The 20,951-nt window shown below is 63.8% G+C and carries 24 protein-coding genes; 18 read left to right on the top strand and 6 right to left on the bottom strand.

Translation table 11 applies throughout. From position 1 onward, the window contains the following. The first annotated feature begins 236 nt into the window (after positions 1-236). The 7 genes from NOV72_RS05485 to NOV72_RS05455 all read left to right on the top strand — a co-directional run bounded on the left by NOV72_RS05485 (position 237) and on the right by NOV72_RS05455 (position 5,353). Positions 237-767 carry a thioredoxin family protein gene (locus NOV72_RS05485; protein ID WP_106853577.1) on the top strand — a complete coding sequence of 177 codons (531 nt, stop codon included), beginning with the start codon at positions 237-239 and terminating at the stop codon, positions 765-767. 212 nt (positions 768-979) lie between these two features. Further along, entirely contained in the window at positions 980-1,198 is a 219-nt protein-coding gene (locus tag NOV72_RS05480; protein ID WP_106853576.1) for a DUF4148 domain-containing protein, read from the top strand. Between the two features lie 56 nt (positions 1,199-1,254). Next, positions 1,255-1,527 (top strand): hypothetical protein, encoded by a 273-nt coding sequence (locus tag NOV72_RS05475; protein ID WP_106853575.1) that lies wholly within the window; start codon positions 1,255-1,257, stop codon positions 1,525-1,527. Between the two features lie 36 nt (positions 1,528-1,563). Then, positions 1,564-1,980, top strand: coding sequence for an organic hydroperoxide resistance protein (locus tag NOV72_RS05470; RefSeq protein ID WP_106853574.1), 417 nt, complete (start codon positions 1,564-1,566; stop codon positions 1,978-1,980). Between the two features lie 70 nt (positions 1,981-2,050). After that, positions 2,051-2,974 (top strand): LysR family transcriptional regulator, encoded by a 924-nt coding sequence (locus NOV72_RS05465; protein WP_106853573.1) that lies wholly within the window; start codon positions 2,051-2,053, stop codon positions 2,972-2,974. A 179-nt stretch (positions 2,975-3,153) separates the two neighbouring features. Then, positions 3,154-4,386, top strand: coding sequence for an MFS transporter (locus NOV72_RS05460; protein WP_106853572.1), 1,233 nt, complete (start codon positions 3,154-3,156; stop codon positions 4,384-4,386). Between the two features lie 139 nt (positions 4,387-4,525). Then, a complete protein-coding gene (locus tag NOV72_RS05455; RefSeq protein WP_106853571.1) occupies positions 4,526-5,353 on the top strand; it encodes a serine hydrolase family protein in 828 nt (275 codons plus the stop codon). Here the strand turns inward: NOV72_RS05455 and NOV72_RS05450 are convergent. From NOV72_RS05450 to NOV72_RS05430, 5 genes are all read right to left on the bottom strand, one after another. Then, complete coding sequence (locus tag NOV72_RS05450) at positions 5,350-6,603, bottom strand: MFS transporter (protein WP_106853570.1); 1,254 nt, start codon at positions 6,601-6,603, stop codon at positions 5,350-5,352. The two genes, NOV72_RS05455 and NOV72_RS05450, sit on opposite strands and share 4 nt — an antisense overlap. A gap of 82 nt (positions 6,604-6,685) precedes the next feature. Further along, positions 6,686-7,597 (bottom strand): LysR substrate-binding domain-containing protein, encoded by a 912-nt coding sequence (locus NOV72_RS05445; RefSeq protein WP_106853569.1) that lies wholly within the window; start codon positions 7,595-7,597, stop codon positions 6,686-6,688. Between the two features lie 59 nt (positions 7,598-7,656). Continuing rightward, positions 7,657-8,952 (bottom strand): sugar efflux transporter, encoded by a 1,296-nt coding sequence (locus NOV72_RS05440; protein WP_106853568.1) that lies wholly within the window; start codon positions 8,950-8,952, stop codon positions 7,657-7,659. A gap of 124 nt (positions 8,953-9,076) precedes the next feature. Beyond that, entirely contained in the window at positions 9,077-9,337 is a 261-nt protein-coding gene (locus NOV72_RS05435) for a DUF1272 domain-containing protein (RefSeq protein ID WP_106853567.1), read from the bottom strand. A 46-nt stretch (positions 9,338-9,383) separates the two neighbouring features. Beyond that, entirely contained in the window at positions 9,384-10,565 is a 1,182-nt protein-coding gene (locus tag NOV72_RS05430) for an MFS transporter (RefSeq protein WP_181290854.1), read from the bottom strand. Positions 10,566-10,755: 190 nt separating this feature from the next. Between NOV72_RS05430 and NOV72_RS05425 the strand changes: the two genes are divergently transcribed. The 6 genes from NOV72_RS05425 (at position 10,756) to NOV72_RS05400 (ending at position 15,654) form a co-directional block, all read left to right on the top strand. Further along, a complete protein-coding gene (locus NOV72_RS05425) occupies positions 10,756-11,274 on the top strand; it encodes a winged helix-turn-helix transcriptional regulator (RefSeq protein WP_106853565.1) in 519 nt (172 codons plus the stop codon). 337 nt (positions 11,275-11,611) lie between these two features. After that, positions 11,612-12,235 carry a CsgE family curli-type amyloid fiber assembly protein gene (locus tag NOV72_RS05420; RefSeq protein WP_181290852.1) on the top strand — a complete coding sequence of 208 codons (624 nt, stop codon included), beginning with the start codon at positions 11,612-11,614 and terminating at the stop codon, positions 12,233-12,235. Between the two features lie 53 nt (positions 12,236-12,288). Then, positions 12,289-12,726 carry a curli assembly protein CsgF gene (locus NOV72_RS05415; protein WP_106853563.1) on the top strand — a complete coding sequence of 146 codons (438 nt, stop codon included), beginning with the start codon at positions 12,289-12,291 and terminating at the stop codon, positions 12,724-12,726. Between the two features lie 16 nt (positions 12,727-12,742). Further along, on the top strand, positions 12,743-13,663 hold the full coding sequence (locus NOV72_RS05410) for a CsgG/HfaB family protein (protein ID WP_106853562.1): 921 nt from the start codon (positions 12,743-12,745) through the stop codon (positions 13,661-13,663). A 38-nt stretch (positions 13,664-13,701) separates the two neighbouring features. After that, entirely contained in the window at positions 13,702-14,220 is a 519-nt protein-coding gene (locus NOV72_RS05405; RefSeq protein WP_106853561.1) for a hypothetical protein, read from the top strand. Between the two features lie 159 nt (positions 14,221-14,379). After that, on the top strand, positions 14,380-15,654 hold the full coding sequence (locus NOV72_RS05400; protein WP_106853560.1) for a hypothetical protein: 1,275 nt from the start codon (positions 14,380-14,382) through the stop codon (positions 15,652-15,654). Positions 15,655-15,775: 121 nt separating this feature from the next. Here the strand turns inward: NOV72_RS05400 and NOV72_RS05395 are convergent, their stop codons facing one another. Beyond that, positions 15,776-16,462, bottom strand: coding sequence for a hypothetical protein (locus tag NOV72_RS05395; protein ID WP_106853559.1), 687 nt, complete (start codon positions 16,460-16,462; stop codon positions 15,776-15,778). A gap of 230 nt (positions 16,463-16,692) precedes the next feature. Here NOV72_RS05395 and NOV72_RS05390 point away from each other — a divergent pair, with 230 nt between their 5' ends. The 5 genes from NOV72_RS05390 (at position 16,693) to NOV72_RS05370 (ending at position 20,946) form a co-directional block, all read left to right on the top strand. Continuing rightward, positions 16,693-17,148, top strand: coding sequence for a DUF3455 domain-containing protein (locus NOV72_RS05390; RefSeq protein ID WP_425428714.1), 456 nt, complete (start codon positions 16,693-16,695; stop codon positions 17,146-17,148). Positions 17,149-17,306: 158 nt separating this feature from the next. Continuing rightward, positions 17,307-18,323 (top strand): type VI secretion system protein TssA, encoded by a 1,017-nt coding sequence (gene tssA / locus NOV72_RS05385; protein WP_106853558.1) that lies wholly within the window; start codon positions 17,307-17,309, stop codon positions 18,321-18,323. Positions 18,324-18,365: 42 nt separating this feature from the next. Beyond that, positions 18,366-18,884: a type VI secretion system contractile sheath small subunit gene (tssB, locus tag NOV72_RS05380; protein ID WP_106853557.1), complete on the top strand. Its 519-nt coding sequence runs from the start codon at positions 18,366-18,368 to the stop codon at positions 18,882-18,884. Positions 18,885-18,894: 10 nt separating this feature from the next. Continuing rightward, entirely contained in the window at positions 18,895-20,403 is a 1,509-nt protein-coding gene (gene tssC, locus NOV72_RS05375) for a type VI secretion system contractile sheath large subunit (protein WP_181290850.1), read from the top strand. Positions 20,404-20,454: 51 nt separating this feature from the next. Next, positions 20,455-20,946 carry an Hcp family type VI secretion system effector gene (locus NOV72_RS05370; RefSeq protein WP_106853556.1) on the top strand — a complete coding sequence of 164 codons (492 nt, stop codon included), beginning with the start codon at positions 20,455-20,457 and terminating at the stop codon, positions 20,944-20,946. Positions 20,947-20,951 lie beyond the last annotated feature (5 nt).

The raw sequence follows: 20,951 nt of genomic DNA, 5'->3' as shown, positions 1-20,951 counted from the left end.
AAGCTCCCGCCGATGATGCGATGTCTGCGTTATAGCGCTATTCGGCGGAAGTTTTGTATCGCAGTGTATCCCGCATCTCGCGCGATACATAACATTGCACGAGCCGCCTTTCCCCGACACAAGCGGGATACGCGCGCGCAGTCCAATGCGGTCATGCCGATGCGAACGTCGGCCAGCCGGGGCGACGGCTTCTCGTCGCGCCGCCCCGATTCTTACCGCATTCAGAGGACTTCAACATGCTCGCCGCCATCAAGAACGCTGCCGCATGCGCCGGACTGGCCGCCTGCGCGGCCATTGCGCCCGTGCACGCCGCCGGCACCAACGCGCACGCCAACGCCGCGCCGGAATTCGCCGGCATCGACACGTGGCTCAACAGCCCGCCGCTCACGCTCGCGCAGTTGCGCGGCAAGGTCGTGCTCGTCGATTTCTGGACCTTCGCGTGCGGCAATTGCGTCAACACGCTGCCTTCCGTGAAGTCGTGGCATCGGAAGTACGCGGACAAGGGGCTCGTCGTCATCGGCGTGCATACGCCAGAGTTTCCGTTCGAGCAGGACACGAACAACGTGAAGCGCGCGATCGAGCGCTTCGGTATCACGTACCCCGTTGCGCAGGACAACCGTTATGCGACCTGGGCCGCGTATGGCAATCAGTACTGGCCGGCGTTCTATCTGATCGACAAGCACGGCCAGGTGGCCTACACGCATGTCGGCGAGGGCGATTACGCGCAGACCGAAGCGGCGATCCAGAAGCTGCTGGCCGAGCGCTAAACGGGGCTTCGTATCGCAATGTATCTGAATCGCACGCGATACAAAACATTGCACAAGGCCCCGTTCCCGGACACAAGCCAGATACCTGCGGGGCTTCAAATACACACAACGACGGCTCACGAGTGAAACGCAAGACGAACACCGCGAAGCCCGAGTGCCTCAACTCTTTCAGTTCATTCAACTGACCGATCCATCCGCCAAGGAGAAACACCATGAAATCCACTCTCGTTGCTTTCGCTCTCGTCGCCAGCGCTGTCGCGGGTGTCGCTCACGCCGCCGTGCCGGCCAGCCCGGTGAACGTGCAGACGCAACAAACCGCCGCGAGCCAGAACAATGTCGGCAAGACCCGCGCCGAAGTGAAGCGTGAACTGGTTCAGGCGCAGCGCGATGGCCAGATCGCCGCGCTGCGCAGCCTGTATCAGGGCAGCTAACCGGCTCGCCAGTCTATTACTAAATATCGACCGACATTACTCATAGAGAGCCAATCATGATCAAGCAATTCGTCACCGCCGCAGTCATCGCCGTCAGCGCCGTCGCCGCCGGTTCCGCGTTCGCCGGCAGCGGCTACGGTCCCGCGCCGCACTACGACCCGCTCGTGGGCGCGCCCGCCTCGCAGCGCGGCGTAAGCGCGCAGACCATCGCCAGCGAAAGCGCCGCGATGCCGATGCAGGCGTACGGCGGCATGACCGACACGGTCTCGCAATCGGGTGCGCGCGGCACGTCGACGCACGACGTGGCCAAGCTCTTCGCGCATCACTAAGCAATCCAACGTTCGAACCCACACGAGGAAAACATCATGACCCAGATCGACACCGTCCTGTACACCGGCAAAACCCGCGTCGTCGGAGGCCGCGAAGGCCATGCGAAGAGCACCGACGGCCGTCTCGACGTGAAGCTCTCGACGCCCGGATCGGCGGGTGCGGGCACCAATCCCGAGCAGATGCTCGCCGCGGGCTGGTCCGCGTGTTTCATCGGCGCGATGACCAAGGCCGCCGCGAAGCTGAAGACGCGCCTGCCCGCCGACACCGCCGTCGATGCGGAAGTGGACCTCGGCATGGCCGGCGAAGCGTATCTGCTGCGCGCGCGCCTGAACGTGAGCCTGCCGGGCATCGAGCGCGCGGTGGCCGAGGAAATCGCGAACCTGGCGCATCAGACCTGCCCGTATTCGAAGGCGCTGAAGAGCAACATCGACGTGACGATCACGGTGGTATGACGCGTTTCGTTCATGCGATCCGGTCCGGTAGACTTGGCGCTTCATCGATCAAGCGAAGCACCGAGCCGACATGGACCGAATCGACGCGATGAAAGTGTTCATCGCCACGCTGGACGAGGGCAGTCTGGCGGGCGCGGGGCGGCGGCTCGGCCGCTCGCCCGCCGCCGTGAGCCGGGCGATCGCCTTTCTCGAAGCGCATACCGGCACGGCCTTGCTTCATCGCACGACGCGCACCATCAAGCTGTCCGAAGCGGGCGAGCGTTACGCCGCCGCGTGCCGCCGCATTCTCATCGATCTCGAAGAAGCCGATTTGCTGATCGCGCACGAACGCGCCGCGCCGCGCGGGCTCTTGACGATCACCGCGCCCGTCGCGGCGGGCGAAGACTTCCTGCGCCCGATGCTCGACGATTTCATCGCGCGCTTTCCCGCCGTTTCCGTGCGCCTGCAAATGCTCGACCGTCCCGTGAGTCTGATCGACGAGGGCATCGATGTGGCGCTGCGCATCGCGCATCTGTCGGACTCGACGCTGGCCGCGATTCCCGTGGGCGAAGTGCGGCGCGTCGTGGCCGCATCGCCGCGCTATCTCGTCCGGCACCCGCGCATCGGACAGCCTGCCGATCTCGCGCAGCATCAGATCATCTCGATGACGCACTTCGGCCTCGATTCGTGGAGCTTCCCGACGTCGAGCGGCTCGACGATTCCGCAAGTCGTGCAGTTCACGCCGCGTTTCATCGTGAACACGGTGCGGGCGGCGGTGGCCTCCGCCGTCGATGGTCATGGCCTCACGCGGCTCTTTTCGTATCACGTCGCGAAGGAAGTGAAGGACAAGACGCTGCAGATCGTGCTCCCGGACAGCGAGCATGCGCCGTTGCCGGTGCATCTGCTGACGCCGCACGGACGGCTCTCGGTGCCGAAAGTGCGCGCGTTTGTCGATTTCGCGACGCCGCGTCTGCGGCGTCACTTTAAGCAATTTCAGATCGATTCAACCGCATAACGGAAGATTATCTTCCGATCGCCGTCGATTCTCTCCCGATTCGATCGAATATAGACTGGCCTTCATCGAAAGGCGCGTAGACCGCGCCGAAGCCGTGGTGGAGGTGCTATGCGATACGCAGTCTCGAATCAGTTCCAGCGCTGGCGCAGCGTGTTCGCCGGTGCGCTTGCGAGGTCGAAATGAGCCAGGTTATTTCAGCATCCATTCCGCCCGGCTACGCGGAACGCAACGGACAGCACTGGCGGCGCAATCTGGCCGTCTGCGTGTTCGGTTCGTTCACGACGCTCGTGAGTCTCAGCATGCTGCTGCCGTTTTTGCCGTTGTATGTCCGGCAGCTCGGCGTGCAATCGCAGGCGGCGGTGATCGAATGGTCGGGCGTCGCGTTCAGCGCGACGTTTCTCGGCACCGCCGTCACCGCGCCGCTTTGGGGGCGTCTCGCGGATCGCTATGGCCGCAAGCCGATGCTCGTGCGCGCGGCGGTCGGCATGGCTATCGTGATGTCGCTGATCGGCGTCGCGCATTCGGTGCATCAGCTCGTTGCGCTGCGTCTGCTCGCGGGGTTGATCGGCGGCTATGCGTCGGCGTCTACGGTGATGGTCGGCACGCAGGCGCCGCGCGAACGCGCCGGCTGGGCGCTCGGCATTCTGTCGACGGGCGCGCTCGCGGGCAATCTCGCCGGGCCGCTGATCGGCGGCATGTTGCCGGGATTGATCGGCATTCGCGGGACTTTTTTCGCGGGCGCCGGGATGATCGCGGTGGCCGCGCTGGCGACCATCTTTCTCGTGAAGGAAGATTTTCATCCGGACGATGCGAAGAAGCGCGCGTCGCATACGGCCTCGACGCATGCGCATCGCACGAACCACGTCGTGGTCGCCGCGTTGCTCGCGACCGCGATGATGGTGCTGCTCGCGAACATGTCGATCGAACCGGTCATCACGGTGTATATCGGCAGTCTCGGCGTGAAGCCCGACAATGTGGCGCGCATCGCGGGCATCGTGATGGCGTGCTCGGCGCTCGGCAGCATGTTGACGGCGGCGCGGCTCGGCGCGCTGGCGGACCGCATCGGAAGCTGGAACGTGATCGTCGGATGTCTCGTGCTGACCGGCATCGCGATGATTCCGCAGGCGTTCGTGCATCAGTGGTGGCAACTCGCCGCGTTGCGCATGCTGATGGGCATGACGCTCGCCGGTTTGCTGCCTTCCATCGCGAAACTCGCGCGCAGTGCCGTCGATGAAAACAGCAGCGGACAGATGCTCGGCTATCTGCAATCGGCGCAGTTCAGCGGGCAAGTGGCCGGGCCGCTGATCGGCGGGCAGATCGGCGTGTGGCTCGGATTGCACTCGGTGTTCTTCGTGACGGGAAGCCTGCTGATTGCGTGCGCGGGACTCGCGCATTGGGCGCGCACGCGATAGTGCGTGTTGCGGGGTTTAAGTTTCACTTAAGCCGCGCAACTTACGGTAGCGGACTCTTTCGCCAGCCGCTGCCTCATGACGCCACATGCGCCGCCATATTCGCCGCCAATCGTTCCGATGACGCGCATCTGATCGCGTCATGCTCAAATTCCATCTCTTCTTCATCGTCTTCATCTTTGCGAGTCTGGTGCCGCTGATCGCGCACGCGAAGCGCATCGTCGCCAGACCGGTCGTGCAGGCGCGCGCCGCGATCGCCGTCGATATGAACACCGGCCGCACGCTCTACGCGAAAAACGCCGACGCGCGCGTGCCGATCGCATCGCTCACCAAGCTGCTCACCGCCATGGTCGTGCTCGACTCGAAGCGCTCGCTGCTCAAGCCCGCGCGCATCACCGATGCCGACGTCGATCGCCTCAAGTGGTCGCGCTCGCGCTTGCCCGTCGGCTCGCTTCTGCTGCGCAGGACGATGCTGCATATCGCGTTGATGTCGTCGGAAAATCGTGCCGCGTTCGCGTTGAGCCGCGATTATCCCGGCGGACGCGCGGGCTTCGTGCGCGCGATGAACCGCACCGCGAAGCGCCTGCATATGAACCGCAGCCATTTCGTCGATCCGACGGGGCTGTCGCCGCACAACGTATCGACCGCGCGCGATCTCACGAAACTCGCGCGCGCGGCGTATCGCTATCCGGCGATTCGCGAATACGCGACTTCGCATCACAAGCTCGTGCTCGGCGGCGCGGGGCCGCTGATGTATCGCAATACGGATCCGCTGGTTTATCGCGAGTCCTGGCAAATTGGATTGCAAAAAACGGGGTTCACGAACGAGGCGGGGCATTGTCTTGTCGTCGTCACGCAAGTGCATGGACGTCCGGCGCTTTTGGTGATTCTCGGTGCGCCGAATGCGCAGGCACACTTTCAGGATGCGGCGAATTTGCGCGGATGGCTGATGCGGCATCCGCGCCATTAAGCGGCCGCGAGCGCCGCTTCGCCGACGGGCCGGTCGTCGATAGGAAAGTGCAGCAGCGCCGCGACGAGGCCCGCCACGGCCGTCGCGCCCCAGATCAGCGAGTACGAACCGGTCGTGTCGAACACATACCCGCCGAGCCACGCCCCGAGAAACGATCCGAGCTGATGACTTAAAAACACGACGCCGAACAGCGTGCCCAGATGGCGCGTGCCGAATACCTTCGCGATGAGCCCGTTGGTGAGCGGCACCGTGCCGAGCCACGTCAGCCCCATGACGGCGGCGAAGACGACGACGGACACGCTCGTCGTCGGCAGCAGAACGAACAGGGCGATCGCGCCGCCGCGAATCAGATAGAGCCACGCGAGCACGTGATGCTGCCGCAAGCGTCCGCCGAGCCATCCGCATCCCCAACTGCCGATCATGTTGAAGAAGCCGATCAGCGCGAGCGCCGTCGCGCCGAGTCCGACCGGCATGTGACAGAGCATCAGATAACCCGGCAGATGCGTCGCGATGAACGCGAGCTGAAATCCGCATGTGAAAAAGCCGAGCGTCAGCAGCCGGTAGCCGCGATGACGCGACGCATACGCAAGCGTCTCGCGCAGCGGCATCGCGCGAGTTTCATCCGATGCCGATACCGGCGCCGATGCCTTGCTCCGGCGACTCGCGCGATCGAGCACGATGCCGAGCGGCGCGGCGAGCAGCAACACGAAGGCGAGCGCGTATAGCGACGCCGCCACGCCCGCATGCACGCGCACCTGCTGCGCGAACGGCACCATCAGCACCTGCCCGAGCGAGCCGCCCGCGCTGGCGAGACCCATCGCGACGCTGCGTGTTTGCGGCGACGCGACGCGTCCGACCGTCGCGAGCACGACACCGAAGCTCGTGCAACTGATGCCGATGCCGACGAGCAATCCGAGCCCGAGCACGAGCATCCATCCGGAAGTCGCGGCGGCCGCGAGCGCGAGTCCCGCCGCGAACGTGGCCGCGCCCATCGCCACGACGGGCGCGGCGCCGTACCGGTCGGCGGCGGCGCCCGCGAACGGTTGCGCGAAGCCCCAGACGAGATTGTGCAGCGCGATCGCGAAAGCGATCAGCGTGACGGGCAGGCCGCGATCGAAGGAAAACGGCCCGATGAAAAGCCCGAAAGTCTGGCGCACGCCCATCGCGGCGCTCAGGATCAGCGCGGCGGCGCCGATGAGCGCCCACGTCGTTGCGCGGTTCGTATGAGTAGTGGTCGACAGGGACGACATGGCGTTTCCTCCTTGCGGTCATCGTCGCAAACGAACGCCCGTGCCGACAAACGAAAAGTTTTCGCGGACGGTTGAGCGCAGTTCAACCGTCGCCGTTGTTTTCGGCGAACTCCGCCGCCTGCCCGAGCAGCCAGTTGCGGAACGCGACGAGATCCGCGCGGGCGCTCGCTTGCGGTGTCTCGCAGAGCCAGTACGCGGTCTGCGTCTCGACGCTCGTTGCCGACGCCTCGACCAGCGTGCCCGCAGCCAGTTCGCGATCCACGAGAGGACGCCGGCCGATGACCACGCCGAGCCCGGCCGCGGCGGCATCGAACGCGAGCTGGACCGTATCGAAGCGCAGGCCGCCGTGGAGATCGAGTCCGTCGATGCCCGCGCCGTCCATCCACGCCTGCCAGTCCTGGCTCGCCGTATCGACATGGATGAGCGCGGCGCGCGCGAGATCGGGGATGCCGTTTGCGCCCGTCAGCGAAGCGCGATAGGCCGGGCTGCACAAGGGCACGAGCCGCTCGCCGAAGAGACGCTGCCACGATGCGCCATCCACGGGACCGCGCGAGAGGCGCAGGCCGAAGTCGAAGCCATCGACGGGAAAGCCTGCCTGACGGCGCGAAGTGTCGATCGTCACGTCGATGTGGGGCCAGCGCGCGCGGAAATCCGCGAGGCGCGGGACGAGCCAGCGAGCGGCGAGCGTCGGCGCGCACGTGACCGCGATCGAGCGGCGCTTGTGCTTGCCGGGCAGCGTCTGCGTGCCGATCGCGATGAGCGAGAACGCTTCGGCGATATACGGCAGATAGTGTTCGCCCGCCGCGCTCAGCGACAGCCCGCGCGGCTCGCGCACGAAAAGCTCGACGCCGAGCATGTCTTCCAGCGCGCCGATGCCGTGGCTCACCGCGCCCGGCGTCACGTTGAGCTCGGCGGCGGCGAGCTTGAAACTGCGATGGCGTGCAGCGGCTTCGAAGAGACGGAGCGCGTTGAGCGGCGGAAGGCGCTGGGGCATGTTGGCGTGTGGGATCGACGGCGTGTGTGTCTATATTGCCATCGTCGATGCGGGCGATGTCAGCGGGCCGCCTGACGCCGCGCCTTCCACCACGCGAGCGAGCGCTCTGCGATGAGCGCGAACGGCGGATTGGCGAACAGCACCGCCGCGCCCAGCGCGATGCCGCCGCAGACGAGAAACGTGCCGCGATAACCGAGCGCCGCCACGAGCGCGCCGGACAGCACGCCGGAAAGAATCGATCCGACGCGCGATGCGTTGAAGAACAACGCCGTCGCCGCGCCCGGCGTTCGGGGCATGAGATCTTGCATGTACGTCATGCCGAGGCACGAAATCACCGAAACGACGAACGCGTTGAAGGCCTGCATCGGAATCAGGAAGTGGACGCTTTGCGATGCCGCGACCGCGATGAAGTAAATCGTGTGCACGGCCGCCGCCGACGCGAGCCAGCGCTGCTTGTCGAGACGCGAACCGCGTGCGCCGAGCGCGAGCATCATCGGGATTTCGAGGAGCGCACCGAGTCCGAGCATCACGGACACGTCGATACGCGTGCCATGCATGCCGTGCACGACGTAAAGCGGCAGGACGATCATGGTCGCGCTCGCCGCGAGCCCGATGAGCGTCATCGCGACCGTGGCGCGCCATATCTCCGCGCGCGAGTGTGATACGCCCGCGTGCGGCGGCACGAGTTCATCGGTATCGGGCGCGGTCACTTCGAGCAGCGACGACGGGTCGCCCGCATAGTGCGCGGGCGCGCTGTGCGGATCGCCTTTGGGCGAATCGTGCATGCGCCACACAATGCCGCCGCACGCGATAAAACACGCCGCCGCGAACAGAAAGAGGCCGTAGAAACCGGCTGCGGCCAGCACGAGCGCGCCGACGGAAGGACCGAATACCCATGCCATCGAAAGCACGGTTCTCAGCGTCGCGAGGGCGAGGGACCGCTCGGCTTCGTCATCGACGGGCAGTGCGGCGCGCGCGAAGGAAAACACGAGCGACATGGCCGAGCCGCCCGCGCCGAGAAACACGACGCCGATCGCGACCAGCGCAGCGTAATTGCGCACCAGACACAGCAGCAAAAAGCCGAGCGCCGACGCGATGAGCGCCGCCAGCAACAATCCGCGATGATGACCGTGCCTGTCGGACCACTTGCCCGCGAACGCGCTGGCAACGACGCCGCTCGCAGCGATGACCGTCATGAAGACGCCGAGCCGCAGGGGGCTCATGTCGGCCTGCTCGACGCTGAACAACGACAGATACGGCGCGGTGAACGACATCGCGACGCCGAGCATCAACGTCGCGCCGGAGAGCGGCAGAAAAAATGGAATGCGGGTGAGACTGAGGAGGCGTGTGTTCATCGGGACGTCGGGCGGCTTGTGAGCGACAGGTGTGCGGGCAGTTTGCCACCTCGACCGCCGATATGTGTGGCAATCGGTCGCTCATGAAATTGCTCGTTACCGCGCTTGTCGCCTCAGTGCGCTTTCAGTCCGTTGCGCCCGCTGCCCGTTCCTTGCACGAGGCGTTGAATACACGTTCGGTCGAGGGCGGAAACTTGGCCAGCTTCGCGGCGGGCCGTCGCGGGTGAGGCACGAGTTCCCCGCCGCAATTCGGGCAAGTGCCCTTCAGCACGTTCTCCGTGCAGTCACGGCAGAAGGTGCACTCGAACGAGCAGATCAGCGCATCGGTCGATTCCGGCGGCAAGTCCTTGTCGCAGCATTCGCATCCGGGGCGTAGTTCCAGCATGGCGTTCTCCTCGAGACGGGCATGTCGATGTGGGGCGTTCGTCGCGTCAGACCGTCGCCGCTGCCTTCGCGCATTTCGCGTGACCGGCGGCGCTGACACGCCAGTTGGCAACCTCCGAAAACACCAGCGCCAGGACGACGAGCGCGCTCGCGAGATAACCGAGATTATGACTTCCGATCACCGGAATGGCGGCCGCCCCGACCACGCCCGCGATCGACACGCCCACGTAAGTCGCCGACGTGTTGAGCCCGACGAGCACGGCGGCCATCGAAGGATTCAGCGACACGAGGCGGTATTGCTGCGGAACCAGCACGCCCCAGCAGCAGACGCCCCAGACGAAGACGGCGATTGCGGCGCTGGCGAGATGCGTGCTGGTCCACGGCATCGTCACGATGATGGTCATCACGGCGATCAACATGAAAATGACGACCTTGCGCGGACCGATCTTGTCGAGCGCGCGGCCCGCGACGAGATTGGAGAACGTGCCGGCCAGCCCCCACAGGACGAGCAGGCCGCCCAGCACGTTCGCATTGCCGCCCGTGGCGCGATCGAAGACGACGGCGAAGTAGTTGTAGATGATGAACGTGCCGATCTGCGCGAGCACGGTCGTCGCGAGGATCAGGCCGACGCGCGAATCGGCGAGCGGCGCGAAACGCTTGCCGAGCGAAATGGCGGGCGGCAGCGGCACTTCGGGCAGCAGCGCCCACACGCCGGCGAAGCCCGCGACGCCCAGCGCGGCCACGAACGCGAGCGTCCATCGCCAGTCCGCGAGTCCGCCGATCACCGCGCCCAGCGGCGTGCCGAGCGCGGTCGCCGTGGTGAGACCCGCAACGATCACGGACAGCGCGAAGCCGCGACGCTCGGGCGGTACGAGCATGGTGCCGGTGCCGCTCGCCGTGGGCGAGAACATCGCGGCGCCGACGCCCGCGAGCGCGCGCGTCGCGAGCGCGATGCCGAGATTGGGCGACAGAATCGTGCCGATATTGGCGACGATAAAAAGCCCCATGCCGCCGAGCAGCAGATGCTTGCGCGGGATGCCGGCTGCGAGCGCGGCGATCGTCGGCGCGAGCAATGCGAACGTCAGGGCGTAGACGGTGATCAGTTGCCCGGCAGCGCCGATGCTCACGTGGAAGTATTGTGCGATCGAAGGCAGGATGCCTCCGAATACGAAGCTGTCGGTGCCTAGCGCGAACATGCCTAGGGCGAGCGTCAGAAGACGGCGGTCCATAACGAATCCTCTCGGAAAAAGGGCGTTTGCTGCGTTATTTGATAGAAGTGCATTGGGTTGCGTGACGAAACTATACGCAACAGAGTTTTCTCAAGCTACTTTCAATAGTGAGGAGCAGTTAATCGAAAAGTGGGGAAGTCGCGTCCGGTGAAAGTTGCTTGAAGAAACTCTCGGTGATAGAGTCGAAAGCATGTATAGAAAACGCTTCGATGGAATGAATTGCTCGATCGCTCGCGCCCTCGATGAGGTCGGCGAGTGGTGGACGCTGCTTATCGTTCGGGAGTGCACGCAAGGCTCCACGCGGTTCGATGAATTCCAGACGCAACTGGGCATCGCACGCAACGTGCTGACGGCGCGCCTGGAACGGTTGATCGAACTCGGCATTCTCGAGCGCTATCCGCTGGCCGAGCGGGCCAATACTTATGGTTATCGGCTGACGGAAAAGGGCGACGAGTTATATCCCGTGCTCGTTGCACTCATGCAATGGGGCGACCGCTGGCTCGCGCCCAGGGGCAAGCCGCCCGTCGCGCTCGTCGATCATGCGAGCGGTCAGCCCGTCAAGCCGATGGCGGTGCATGGAAAGAGCGGCAAGGCGTTGTCGTTCCGCGACGTGCGGTTCGCGCCGGGACCGGGGGCGACGTCCGCTACGCGGAGTGTCATCGAGGATCGGAATCGGCGGGTGTTGGGGGATGACGTCAAGAAGCGCTGAATGGCGGCGAGGATCTCGCCGCTCGTCGCGTGTTATCCCGACGGTCCCACATCGGCGGACCGCATAGCTACAACCCACTCGCAAACGTTTCCTTACGTATCGGATTTAATCCGTCGACAAAGCGCTTTCCGTTGTTGCATGGTTCCTTGCAATTTTCGTCGCTCGAATGTGGGCCAGACAACATTGCAATTACCGGTTATTACGGAGAATCCGTTCCATCGTACAAATACAAAAAGAAGCGCTTAAGACAGAACGTCCGAAGACCGCACCATAGCGGTCATGGGCAAACGGGGAAGTCATGCAGCGAGAAAAAAATAATCTACGCTTGAAAGGATGTGTGATTGCGGTGTGCGTCGGCGCATCGGCCGTCGCTACGCATTCGATGGCGCAGGATGCGGAAGCGCCGCCGGCCGTGCATATCAATTCGACGCCTCAGGCTCAACCGCTCATTTCGCTGCCCAGCACGCCGACTCCCAGTCCGGTCGGCAACACCACCGCGCAGCCTGCCGCGAACGGCGCGCCGCTCACGCCGCGCGGCACCGTGAATGCGGCGTCGTCGCTCGACAAGAGCGCCACGCTCTCGGGCACGCCGCGCGCCCGCACCGCGGACATCGAAGGCAAGCAGCCGCTCGCCGACGAACTCGGCGGCGTCGTGACAACCGACACGGTGACGCTCGCGGGCCAGGACTTCTACACGTGGTTCGCGCAGGCGTGGGGCACGATTCCGTTGTCCGACCGATACATCGTCTCGGTGCACGAGCGGCCGTCCGCGCGCTACGGCAGCCTCGTGTGGGTCGAGTACAACCAGCGCCGCGTGTTCCAGGCTTTCCTGCCGATTGCCCGCTCGAACGTGAAGCCGGTGGCGGAAGGCGCGGCGCAGATCGCTTTTCAGAATGTCATGCAGGCGGATCTGACCCGCCTGCTGTTCCGTGACGCCGACATGGCCACGGACGAACTATAAAAACGCATCAAAAAATAAAGCAGCAAGGCCAAAAAAACATACGGGGAATCACGATGAAAACGAATGCGCTCCCGCAACGCGCGCTGATCGCTTGCGCCCTCGCGATGCCGCTCGCCGCGAACGCCACCGCGCTCGTGTACGAGCCGGTTAATCCGAACTTCGGCGGCAATCCGCTGAACGGCACGAATTTGCTCAACGAAGCGAACGCGCAGAACAAGTACAAGGATCCGTCGGCCGAGAGTTTCGGTGCAAGCAGCCAGTCGACGCTCGATCAGTTCAACACGCAATTGCAGCAGGCGATCCTGTCGCGCGTGGCGTCGTCGATTTCGAGCTCGATCGTCGGCACGGACGGCACGCTGCATCCGGGCACGATCAACACGGGCAACTTCTCGATCGCGATCACGCAAGTCACGGGCGGCAATCTGCAAGTGACGACGACCGACAAGACCACGGGCGCATCCACGACGTTCGTCGTCGGCAACGGCAAGTAACGAGAGCACACACGCAATGAACAAGAACGCTTTCAGGACCGCCGCGCTGGGCGCCGTCATCGTCGCATCGGCGCTGCTCACGGGTTGCGTCACCGCACCGATGCCCTCCGCCGGCAACGCCACGCTCACGCCGCCGACGCGCGTCACGCGAGACCTCACGCATCTGCCGTCGCCGAAGGGCAGGATCGTCGCGGCCGTGTACGGCTTTCGCGATTTGACCGGGCAGTACAAGCCCTCGCCGGACAGCTCGTTTTCGTCGCAGGTGACGCAGGGCGGCGCGTCGTTCCTCGTCAAGGCAATGCGCGATTCCGGCTGGTTCACGCCGGTCGAGCGCGAGAACCTTCAGGACCTGCTGACCGAGCGCAAGATCATGCGAGCGCTGGAAACGCCCGACGACAAGAAGAACGCGATCCCGCAAATCGGCGCGCTGGCGCCCGCGAGCATCGTGCTGGAAGGCGGCATCGTCGGGTATGACACGAACATCCGCACGGGCGGCGCGGGCGTCGCGTATCTGGGGATCTCGGCTTCGCAGCAATATCGCGTCGATCAGGTGACGGTGAACCTGCGCGCGGTCGATATCCGCAACGGCACGATCCTGAACAGCGTATCGACGACCAAGACGATTTATTCGATTCAGATCGATACCGGCGTGTACCGCTTCATCGGCTTCAAGGATCTGTTGCAGGCCGAAGCCGGCATGACGCGCAACGAGCCGCAGCAGTTGTGCGTGAACGAGGCGATCGAATCGGCGCTCGTGCATCTGATCGTGCAGGGCGTGGCGAACCAGACATGGGCGCTCAAGGACATGAAGGACTGGTACGACCCGACGATGCAGCGCTATTTGCAAGAGAACCAGGGCTACGCACAAACGATGGAAAGTGTGAATCCGCCGTATAGCCCGGAGCGGGTCGATCCGCCGAAGACCATCGGCAGTTGAACCGGTAGTTGAACCCATTTGAAAAGGAGGAGACCAGCATGAAATCACTGCGCGCCTCGAAAGCCGCGCTGTGTGCAGCGCTCGGCGCGGCCGTGTCGCTCGCGGTGTATGCGGCGGATCTGTCGTCGGTGTCGGATTTCGGTCCGCCTGAACCGGGATTCGGCGGCGCGACGCAAGTCGCTCGTGTATCGCAGCGCGGCGAAGGCAATCGGCTCAACGCGATTCAGGCCGGACAGAATGGTTTGATGGCGAACCAGATGGGCATCGCCAACGCGGCGGCGACGGCGCAGGCGGGCAGCGACAACTGGACGATGCTGCAGCAAAGCGGCGTCGCCAACCAGTACGCCGGCTATCAGGCGGGCCAGTACAACCGTTCGATCGCGGTGCAGAACGGCAGCGGTAACGAAGCAACGGTCACGCAGATCGGAAACTCGATGTCGTCGCAAGTGACGCAGCTCGGCGCCAACAACGAGATCTCGATTCTGCAGGGCCGGAGTGGCTCGGGACTGTCGGTCACGCAGACCGGTGGTGCGAGAGCGGCAGTCCTCATGAAGTAGGCAGCGATCCTTCCCGGCGATATGCCGGGGCGAGGAGACCAGGCAATCCGGTTTCGGTGTGGATGTGTTGGGTAGGGTGGAATCGGTCGTCGGCGGGGGCTGGCGACCTTTAGGGTAACTAATTGCTGTAATCAAAACATCAATCAACGAGGCATAAAAATGAAAGTCAAGGCAATCACCATCGCTATGGGTCTGGCAGCACTGGCATCGACGTCGGCATACGCTGATTCGAGCTTCGAAGGCGCAACCGTCAATCAGTTCGGCAACGCCAACACCGCAGGCGTGACGCAGACGAATTCGCACAACGACAAGGTGAACGTGCTGCAAACCGCGGACGGCGCGACCGCCAGCGTCAGCTCGGAAGCGGGCGGCTACAACGTGACCGACATCCAGCAAAACGGAAACGTCAAGGGCATGTCGAAGCTGAACGCGACCGTGACGCAAAAGCAGACGGTCGGCGAAAACACGACGGTCCGTCAAAACGGCAACAGCCTCACCGCGACGATCTCGCAAACGTCGTCGATGTACGACACCGACACGGTCAAGCAGGCCGGCAAGAACGCATCGGCGACGATCACGCGCACCGGCTCGGGCTACAACACGGTCAACATCGACCAGGGCACGGGCATGACCTCGGGTCAGACCGACGGCGCCAAGGCGACGGTCACGCAGACGAACACGGTTGCCAACACGGTCGACATCCTGCAAGGCAACAAGTCGGGCATCGCGACGATCGAGCAGCGTGACGGCGGCTACAACCATGCGCGCGTCGAGCAGACGGGCGGCGGTACGGACGCGACGATCGAACAATGGTCGGAAGTGGGCGATCACGCATCGATCAAGGAAAGCGACGCGGCCCGTTCGCGCATCCACTCGGAATACGGCGGCAACAACACGAACACGATCGTGCAGAGCGGCGCCAATGCACCGCACTACGCTCAGATCAACCAGAGCTACGCCACCAACGACACGACGACGATCATTCAAACGGGCTCGCAATACAACGAAGGCTACGTCGACCAGATCCGTTCGTCGAACGACACGGCGCTCCTGGTCCAGGACGGCGACACCAACAAGGCCGCGGCGCGTCAGAACTTCGGCGGCGGCAACACCGTCATCGCGGCGCAAGTCGGTGGACACAACAAGATGGATCTGACGCAGCAGGCCGCCTTCGAATCCACGCTGCTGGCAGGCCAGATCGGCGGCTATAACAACATCACGGCGTCGCAGTCGGGCACGAAGGAAGAGATGACCATCGCACAGGTCGGCGACCTCAACAGCGTGAACGCTTCGCAAGCGGGTTCGTACAACACGGCGTTGATTACGCAAGTCGGCTTCGCCAACACGGCCACGACGGCACAGAGCGGCGTGGGCAACGCGACGCTCGTCAACCAGGCCGGTGCGCTCAACAAGACGAACATCGTTCAGAAGTAAGGATAACGAAGGTTATAAATATTGGCGGGCGGGGAGCGGCTTTTCAGAGCGGCTCACCGTCCGTTTTTTCGTTGGCCGTCACCTTCGGGTCATGACGAGTGCGCGGTGCGGCGCAATCGCGTCACTGATGCCCTGTGCGCAACTGGAACCGCCAGCGCTCCAGATTGTCCGGATGATCCACCGTCGCTTTCTGAATCTCGCCGCGTATCAAGTGGCAGATCGTGAGCTGCCCTTGTTGCGTCTCCAGAATCTGCACGCAGCGCGCGCGTTGCGCGTGACCCGAAAAGCCGAGATCGAAGTAGATGACGCGCCGCCGCGTATCGCCGGTGACAAGGCTGTCGCCGCCACCGCCGCCCGAGCCGCCGAGAATCCCCATCGCCGGAACGTCGCGGATGGCGAGATTCCACGCGAAGCCGTTGCGCGCGATCCAGCGCTTCGCTTCCTCGTCCGACGAGAGGGCCTTCAGTTCCGCGGGAGGGTTGTTCGTGACGTCGGTCGCCAGCAGGTAACGGTACGAATGCCACACCCTGAACGTATGCGAGGTCGGCTTGTACTCGTACATATCCTTCGAATTATCGCCGACGAAACGCCATTTCTGCGTCGCACTGTCGTAGTCGAACCATTCGATGCGCTCGTTCCATTGCAGCACCGGACATTCGATGTCCTCGCCCGAGATGCGCCCAAGCATGCGCGGCTTCACCTCGACGCGAAAGCTCAGATCGAAGTGATGCCCCGCCGGCGCCGTCGTCAGACGCCCGCCGACCATGTCGATGCGTTCGGAGGGAATCGAAAGGTTGGAGATCGTCATTCTGGCCCTCATCGTCGTTTCATCCGCTAAAAATGGCAACTGAACAGAAACAGCCGGCGGGCGCGAACTATTCCCTCGCGTGCGCGGAATAGTTCGTCGGTTTGAGGTGTTGTGAAAGAGCAGTCCGATCCGTACCCGCCCACACGCAAGCACCAGCAAGGAGCATGGCCATGATTCGCCTGACGACCGGACCGAAATTGGGAACACGTCTTTCGATAGGAGCCGGCTTGATGCTGGCGGCGAGCGCGTGGTCGGCGCGAGCGGAATCGATCGACCCACCCGATGCACATGCGAGCTTCAGCGCCAAAGCATCAGGCGTGCAGATTTACGCCTGCGAATACGACGCGAATCACGCACTCGGCTGGGTCTATAAAGAGCCGCGCGCGACTTTGTTCGACGATCGCGGCGCCGCGGTGATCGAGCATTCGGCGGGACCGTCGTGGGAAGCACGCGACGGCAGCCGCATCGAAGGACGCGTGCTCGCGCAGAGCCCGAGCAATACGCCCGACAGCGTGCCGCAACTTTTGCTGCGCGCGCGCTCGACGGGCGCGCAAGGAACGCTTTCCCCCGTGCGCTACGTGCAACGCGTGAAGACGATGGGCGGCATGAAGCCGTCCGCGCCATGCACGGCGGAGCATGAATCCGGAAGCTCGCCGTATCTCGCCACTTACGTGTTTTATCAGTAGCCGTATCGCCTGACGAACCGGATCGGCATCGATGTGGTTCGCATCGAAATCGTTAGTAGTGCGACTCTAAAAACAATGACGGAATAAACGCGCTGCCCAGATGTTTTGATCAGCAAGAGGCACGTCAATCGTTTGCATCACGCTCCAACCAACCTGTTATGTCGACCGAACTCACTGCACATCACGACTGGAATGCATGGCTGGCTCCGCTCGATCACGACGCACCGTGCGGCCCTGATCTCGAATTCGACGCGCAGTTCCGCGAACTCGACGAAGCCGTCAGCGGACGCCCCGACGCCGAATACGGCGACACGCTGGTCGCCGCCGTGCCGCCGGACTGGAAAACCGCTGAGGCCATTGCCACGGCGCTGATGGCTCGCACGCATGATCTTCGCGTGATCGCGCATCTTTCGCGGGCGAGGCTGGCGCTCGATGGCGTCGAAGGCATCGCGGACGGACTCGCGTTGAGCGCCGCGTTGCTCGAAAGCCAGTGGGATCACGTGCATCCGCAGCTCGATACCGCCGACGACAACGATCCGACCGCGCGCATCAACGCGCTCGCTTCATGGATCGATGCACGCGGCATGCTCGCGGAACTCGCGGATGCGCCGCTCCTGCATCGCGGACCCGTTGTGACGTTGCGCGAGTGGTCGTATGCGAACGGCGATGCGATCGCGCCGGATGGCCGCGTGACGACGAGCGTCGCGGAGATGGAAGCAGCCATCGCGGCAAACGCCGAAGATGCGCATCGCGCGAACGCCGCGCTCGACGCTGCCTTGAAGCACGCCACGGCGATCGAGCAAATCATGAGCGCACGCGTCGGCGCCGAGCACGCTCCGGATTTCGGCGCGTTGAAAAGCATGCTGCAAAAGGCGTCGTCGCTGCTGAAGGCGTGCGTGGTCGAACAGCCGGATGCGCAACCGCCGGCGATCGAATCGAAGCCATTGCAGGTCGCCGCATCGGGCGATGTCATCGGCAGCCGCGCGGACGTCGCCGCCGCGCTGGAGCGCATCTGCGCGTACTACGCGCGTCACGAACCCGCGAGCCCCGTGCCGTTGCTGCTCGATCGGGCGCGCAGCCTCATCGACAAATCTTTCGTGCAACTGATGAAAGACCTCGCGCCGGAAGGGCTCGGGCAACTTACCCAGGTGATCGGAACGGCGGCGGTCGAGTAACGCGCGCACACCGTATCGCCTATCAACCAGGAGAACCGTCAGATGGCCAAGGAGAGCAGTCAGAAATTCATTGCGCGCAATCGGGCGCCGCGTGTGCAGATCGAGTACGACGTCGAAGTCTACGGCTCGGAAAAGAAGATCAACCTCCCGTTCGTGATGGGCGTGCTGTCCGATCTCTCGGGCCAGGCGCGGGAAGACCTGCCGCCCGTCGCGGACCGCAAGTTTCTCGAGGTCGATATCGACAACTTCGACGAACGCCTTCGTTCGATGAAGCCGCGCGTCGCGATGCAGGTCGACAACACGCTGACCGGCGAAGGCAAGATCGGCGTCGACATGACCTTCGAAAGCATGGACGACTTCGAGCCCGCCGCGATCGCGCGCAAGGTCGAACCGCTCGCGAAGCTGCTCGAAGCGCGCAGCCAGCTTCGCAACCTGCTGACCTACATGGACGGCAAGACCGACGCGGAAAAGCTCGTCGCTCGATTGCTCGACGACCCCGCGCTGATGAATGCGCTCGCCGCCGCGCCGAAGCCCGAAGACAACGCGTCCGACTCTGAATAAAGGAATCACGATGGCAGACACCAACCTCGATCCATCCGCCGGGCTGCAACAGGCGCAAACGCAGGAAGCCGACGCATCCGGCGAGTTCCAGCGGCTGTTGCAGAAGGCGTTCCGTCCGCGTTCGGACAAGGCGCGCGAAGCGGTGGAAAGCGCCGTGCGCACGCTCGCCGAGCAGGCGCTGCTCGACACGCACCGCATCTCCGATGACGCGCTCGCGACCATCGAAGCGCTGATCGCGCGCATCGACGAGAAGCTCAGCGCGCAGATCAACGTCATCCTGCACGCGGAGCCGTTCCAGAAGCTCGAAAGCGCGTGGCGCGGCCTGCATTACCTCGTCACCAACACCGAGAGCGACGAGAGCCTCAAGCTGCGCGTGATGAACGTGTCGAAGGCCGACCTGCATCGCTCGTTGCGCAAGTACAAGGGTGTCGCGTGGGATCAAAGCCCGCTCTTCAAGAAGCTGTATGAGGAGGAATACGGCCAGTTCGGCGGCGAGCCGTACGGCGCGCTGGTGGCCGATTATTACTTCGACAACAACGCCCCCGACGTCGATTTTCTGACGCAGATGGGACGGATCTCGGCGGCCGCGCATGCGCCCTTCATCGCGGGCGCCGATCCGGCGGTGATGCTGATGGACTCGTGGCAGGAACTCGCCAATCCGCGCGATCTGACGAAAATCTTCCAGACGCCGGAGCATGCCGCGTGGCGCTCGCTGCGCGACTCGGAGGACTCACGCTACATCGGTCTCGCGATGCCGCGCTTCCTCGCGCGCACGCCGTACGGCGCGAAGACGAATCCGGTCGAGGAGTTCGATTTCGAAGAAGACACCGCCGGCACCGATGCATCGAAATATGCGTGGTCGAACGCGGCGTACGCGATGGCCGCCAACATCAACCGCTCCTTCAAGACCTGGGGATGGTGCTCGCGCATACGCGGTATCGAGTCGGGCGGCGCGGTGGAGAACCTGCCGGTCCACGCGTTTCCGACCGACGACGGCGGCGTCGACATGAAGTGCCCGACGGAAATCGCCATCAGCGACCGGCGCGAAGCCGAGCTCGCGAAGAACGGTTTCATGCCGCTCGTCCACAAGAAGAACTCCGACTTCGCGGCGTTCATCGGCGCGCAGTCGCTCAACAAGCCGATCGAATACGAAGATCCGGACGCGACCGCCAACGCGAATCTCGCCGCGCGTCTGCCGTATCTGTTCGCGTGCAGCCGCTTCGCGCACTACCTCAAGTGCATCGCGCGCGACAAGCTCGGCAGCTTCAAGGAAAAGGACGACATGCAGCGCTGGCTGCAGGACTGGATTCTCCAGTACGTCGATGGCGATCCGGCCAACTCGTCGGAAGAGACCAAGGCGCGCCGGCCGCTCGCGGCGGCGGAAGTCGTGGTGGAAGAAGTGGAGGGCAATCCTGGCTATTACACGTCGAAGTTCTTTTTGCGTCCGCATTACCAGCTCGAAGGCCTGACCGTTTCGTTGCGGCTCGTCTCCAAGCTGCCTTCTGCAAAAGCCGCATGAGCGCTTAATTTTTTTCGCACGCAGTCAAACATTCATCGATAAGGAAACGTCATGGCAGTCGATATTTTTCTGGACCTGGGCACGGTCAAGGGCGAGTCGCTGGATTCCCAGCACAAGGACGAGATCGACATACTCTCGTGGAGCTGGGGCCTGTCGCAATCGGGCACGATGCACCTCGGCACCGGCGGCGGCGGCGGCAAGGTCGCGGTGCACGATCTGTCGATCACGAAGTACACCGATCGCGCGACGCCTTCGATCATCTCCGCATGTTCGACAGGCAAGCACTTTCCCACCGGCAAGCTCACCGTGCGCAAGGCGGGCGGCACCAAGCCGCTCGAGTACTACACGATCGAACTGGAAAAGGTGCTCGTCACGAACTATTCGACGGGCGGCTCGGACGGCGAAGACCGCTTCACCGAAACGGTCACGCTCAACTTCGAGAAGTTCCACGTGACCTACCAGCAGCAGGATCCGACCACCGGTTCGGCGCAAGGCGGCGTGGTCGAGAGCAAGTGGAACATTCCCGCCAACGCGACCGCATGAGCGCG

It is taken from the genome of Caballeronia novacaledonica, from assembly GCF_900258035.1.
GTDB lineage: Bacteria > Pseudomonadota > Gammaproteobacteria > Burkholderiales > Burkholderiaceae > Caballeronia > Caballeronia novacaledonica.
This window is presented reverse-complemented; position numbering and strand designations above follow the sequence as displayed.

Coding starts and splice junctions, on each gene's coding strand:
- NOV72_RS05485 (WP_106853577.1), top strand. CDS start 237: ATGCTCGCCGCCATCAAGAACGCTGCCGCATGCGCCGGACTGGCCGCC.
- NOV72_RS05480 (WP_106853576.1), top strand. CDS start 980: ATGAAATCCACTCTCGTTGCTTTCGCTCTCGTCGCCAGCGCTGTCGCG.
- NOV72_RS05475 (WP_106853575.1), top strand. CDS start 1,255: ATGATCAAGCAATTCGTCACCGCCGCAGTCATCGCCGTCAGCGCCGTC.
- NOV72_RS05470 (WP_106853574.1), top strand. CDS start 1,564: ATGACCCAGATCGACACCGTCCTGTACACCGGCAAAACCCGCGTCGTC.
- NOV72_RS05465 (WP_106853573.1), top strand. CDS start 2,051: ATGGACCGAATCGACGCGATGAAAGTGTTCATCGCCACGCTGGACGAG.
- NOV72_RS05460 (WP_106853572.1), top strand. CDS start 3,154: ATGAGCCAGGTTATTTCAGCATCCATTCCGCCCGGCTACGCGGAACGC.
- NOV72_RS05455 (WP_106853571.1), top strand. CDS start 4,526: ATGCTCAAATTCCATCTCTTCTTCATCGTCTTCATCTTTGCGAGTCTG.
- NOV72_RS05450 (WP_106853570.1), bottom strand. CDS start 6,603: ATGTCGTCCCTGTCGACCACTACTCATACGAACCGCGCAACGACGTGG.
- NOV72_RS05445 (WP_106853569.1), bottom strand. CDS start 7,597: ATGCCCCAGCGCCTTCCGCCGCTCAACGCGCTCCGTCTCTTCGAAGCC.
- NOV72_RS05440 (WP_106853568.1), bottom strand. CDS start 8,952: ATGAACACACGCCTCCTCAGTCTCACCCGCATTCCATTTTTTCTGCCG.
- NOV72_RS05435 (WP_106853567.1), bottom strand. CDS start 9,337: ATGCTGGAACTACGCCCCGGATGCGAATGCTGCGACAAGGACTTGCCG.
- NOV72_RS05430 (WP_181290854.1), bottom strand. CDS start 10,565: ATGGACCGCCGTCTTCTGACGCTCGCCCTAGGCATGTTCGCGCTAGGC.
- NOV72_RS05425 (WP_106853565.1), top strand. CDS start 10,756: ATGTATAGAAAACGCTTCGATGGAATGAATTGCTCGATCGCTCGCGCC.
- NOV72_RS05415 (WP_106853563.1), top strand. CDS start 12,289: ATGAAAACGAATGCGCTCCCGCAACGCGCGCTGATCGCTTGCGCCCTC.
- NOV72_RS05410 (WP_106853562.1), top strand. CDS start 12,743: ATGAACAAGAACGCTTTCAGGACCGCCGCGCTGGGCGCCGTCATCGTC.
- NOV72_RS05405 (WP_106853561.1), top strand. CDS start 13,702: ATGAAATCACTGCGCGCCTCGAAAGCCGCGCTGTGTGCAGCGCTCGGC.
- NOV72_RS05400 (WP_106853560.1), top strand. CDS start 14,380: ATGAAAGTCAAGGCAATCACCATCGCTATGGGTCTGGCAGCACTGGCA.
- NOV72_RS05395 (WP_106853559.1), bottom strand. CDS start 16,462: ATGACGATCTCCAACCTTTCGATTCCCTCCGAACGCATCGACATGGTC.
- NOV72_RS05390 (WP_425428714.1), top strand. CDS start 16,693: ATGCTGGCGGCGAGCGCGTGGTCGGCGCGAGCGGAATCGATCGACCCA.
- tssA (WP_106853558.1), top strand. CDS start 17,307: ATGTCGACCGAACTCACTGCACATCACGACTGGAATGCATGGCTGGCT.
- tssB (WP_106853557.1), top strand. CDS start 18,366: ATGGCCAAGGAGAGCAGTCAGAAATTCATTGCGCGCAATCGGGCGCCG.
- tssC (WP_181290850.1), top strand. CDS start 18,895: ATGGCAGACACCAACCTCGATCCATCCGCCGGGCTGCAACAGGCGCAA.
- NOV72_RS05370 (WP_106853556.1), top strand. CDS start 20,455: ATGGCAGTCGATATTTTTCTGGACCTGGGCACGGTCAAGGGCGAGTCG.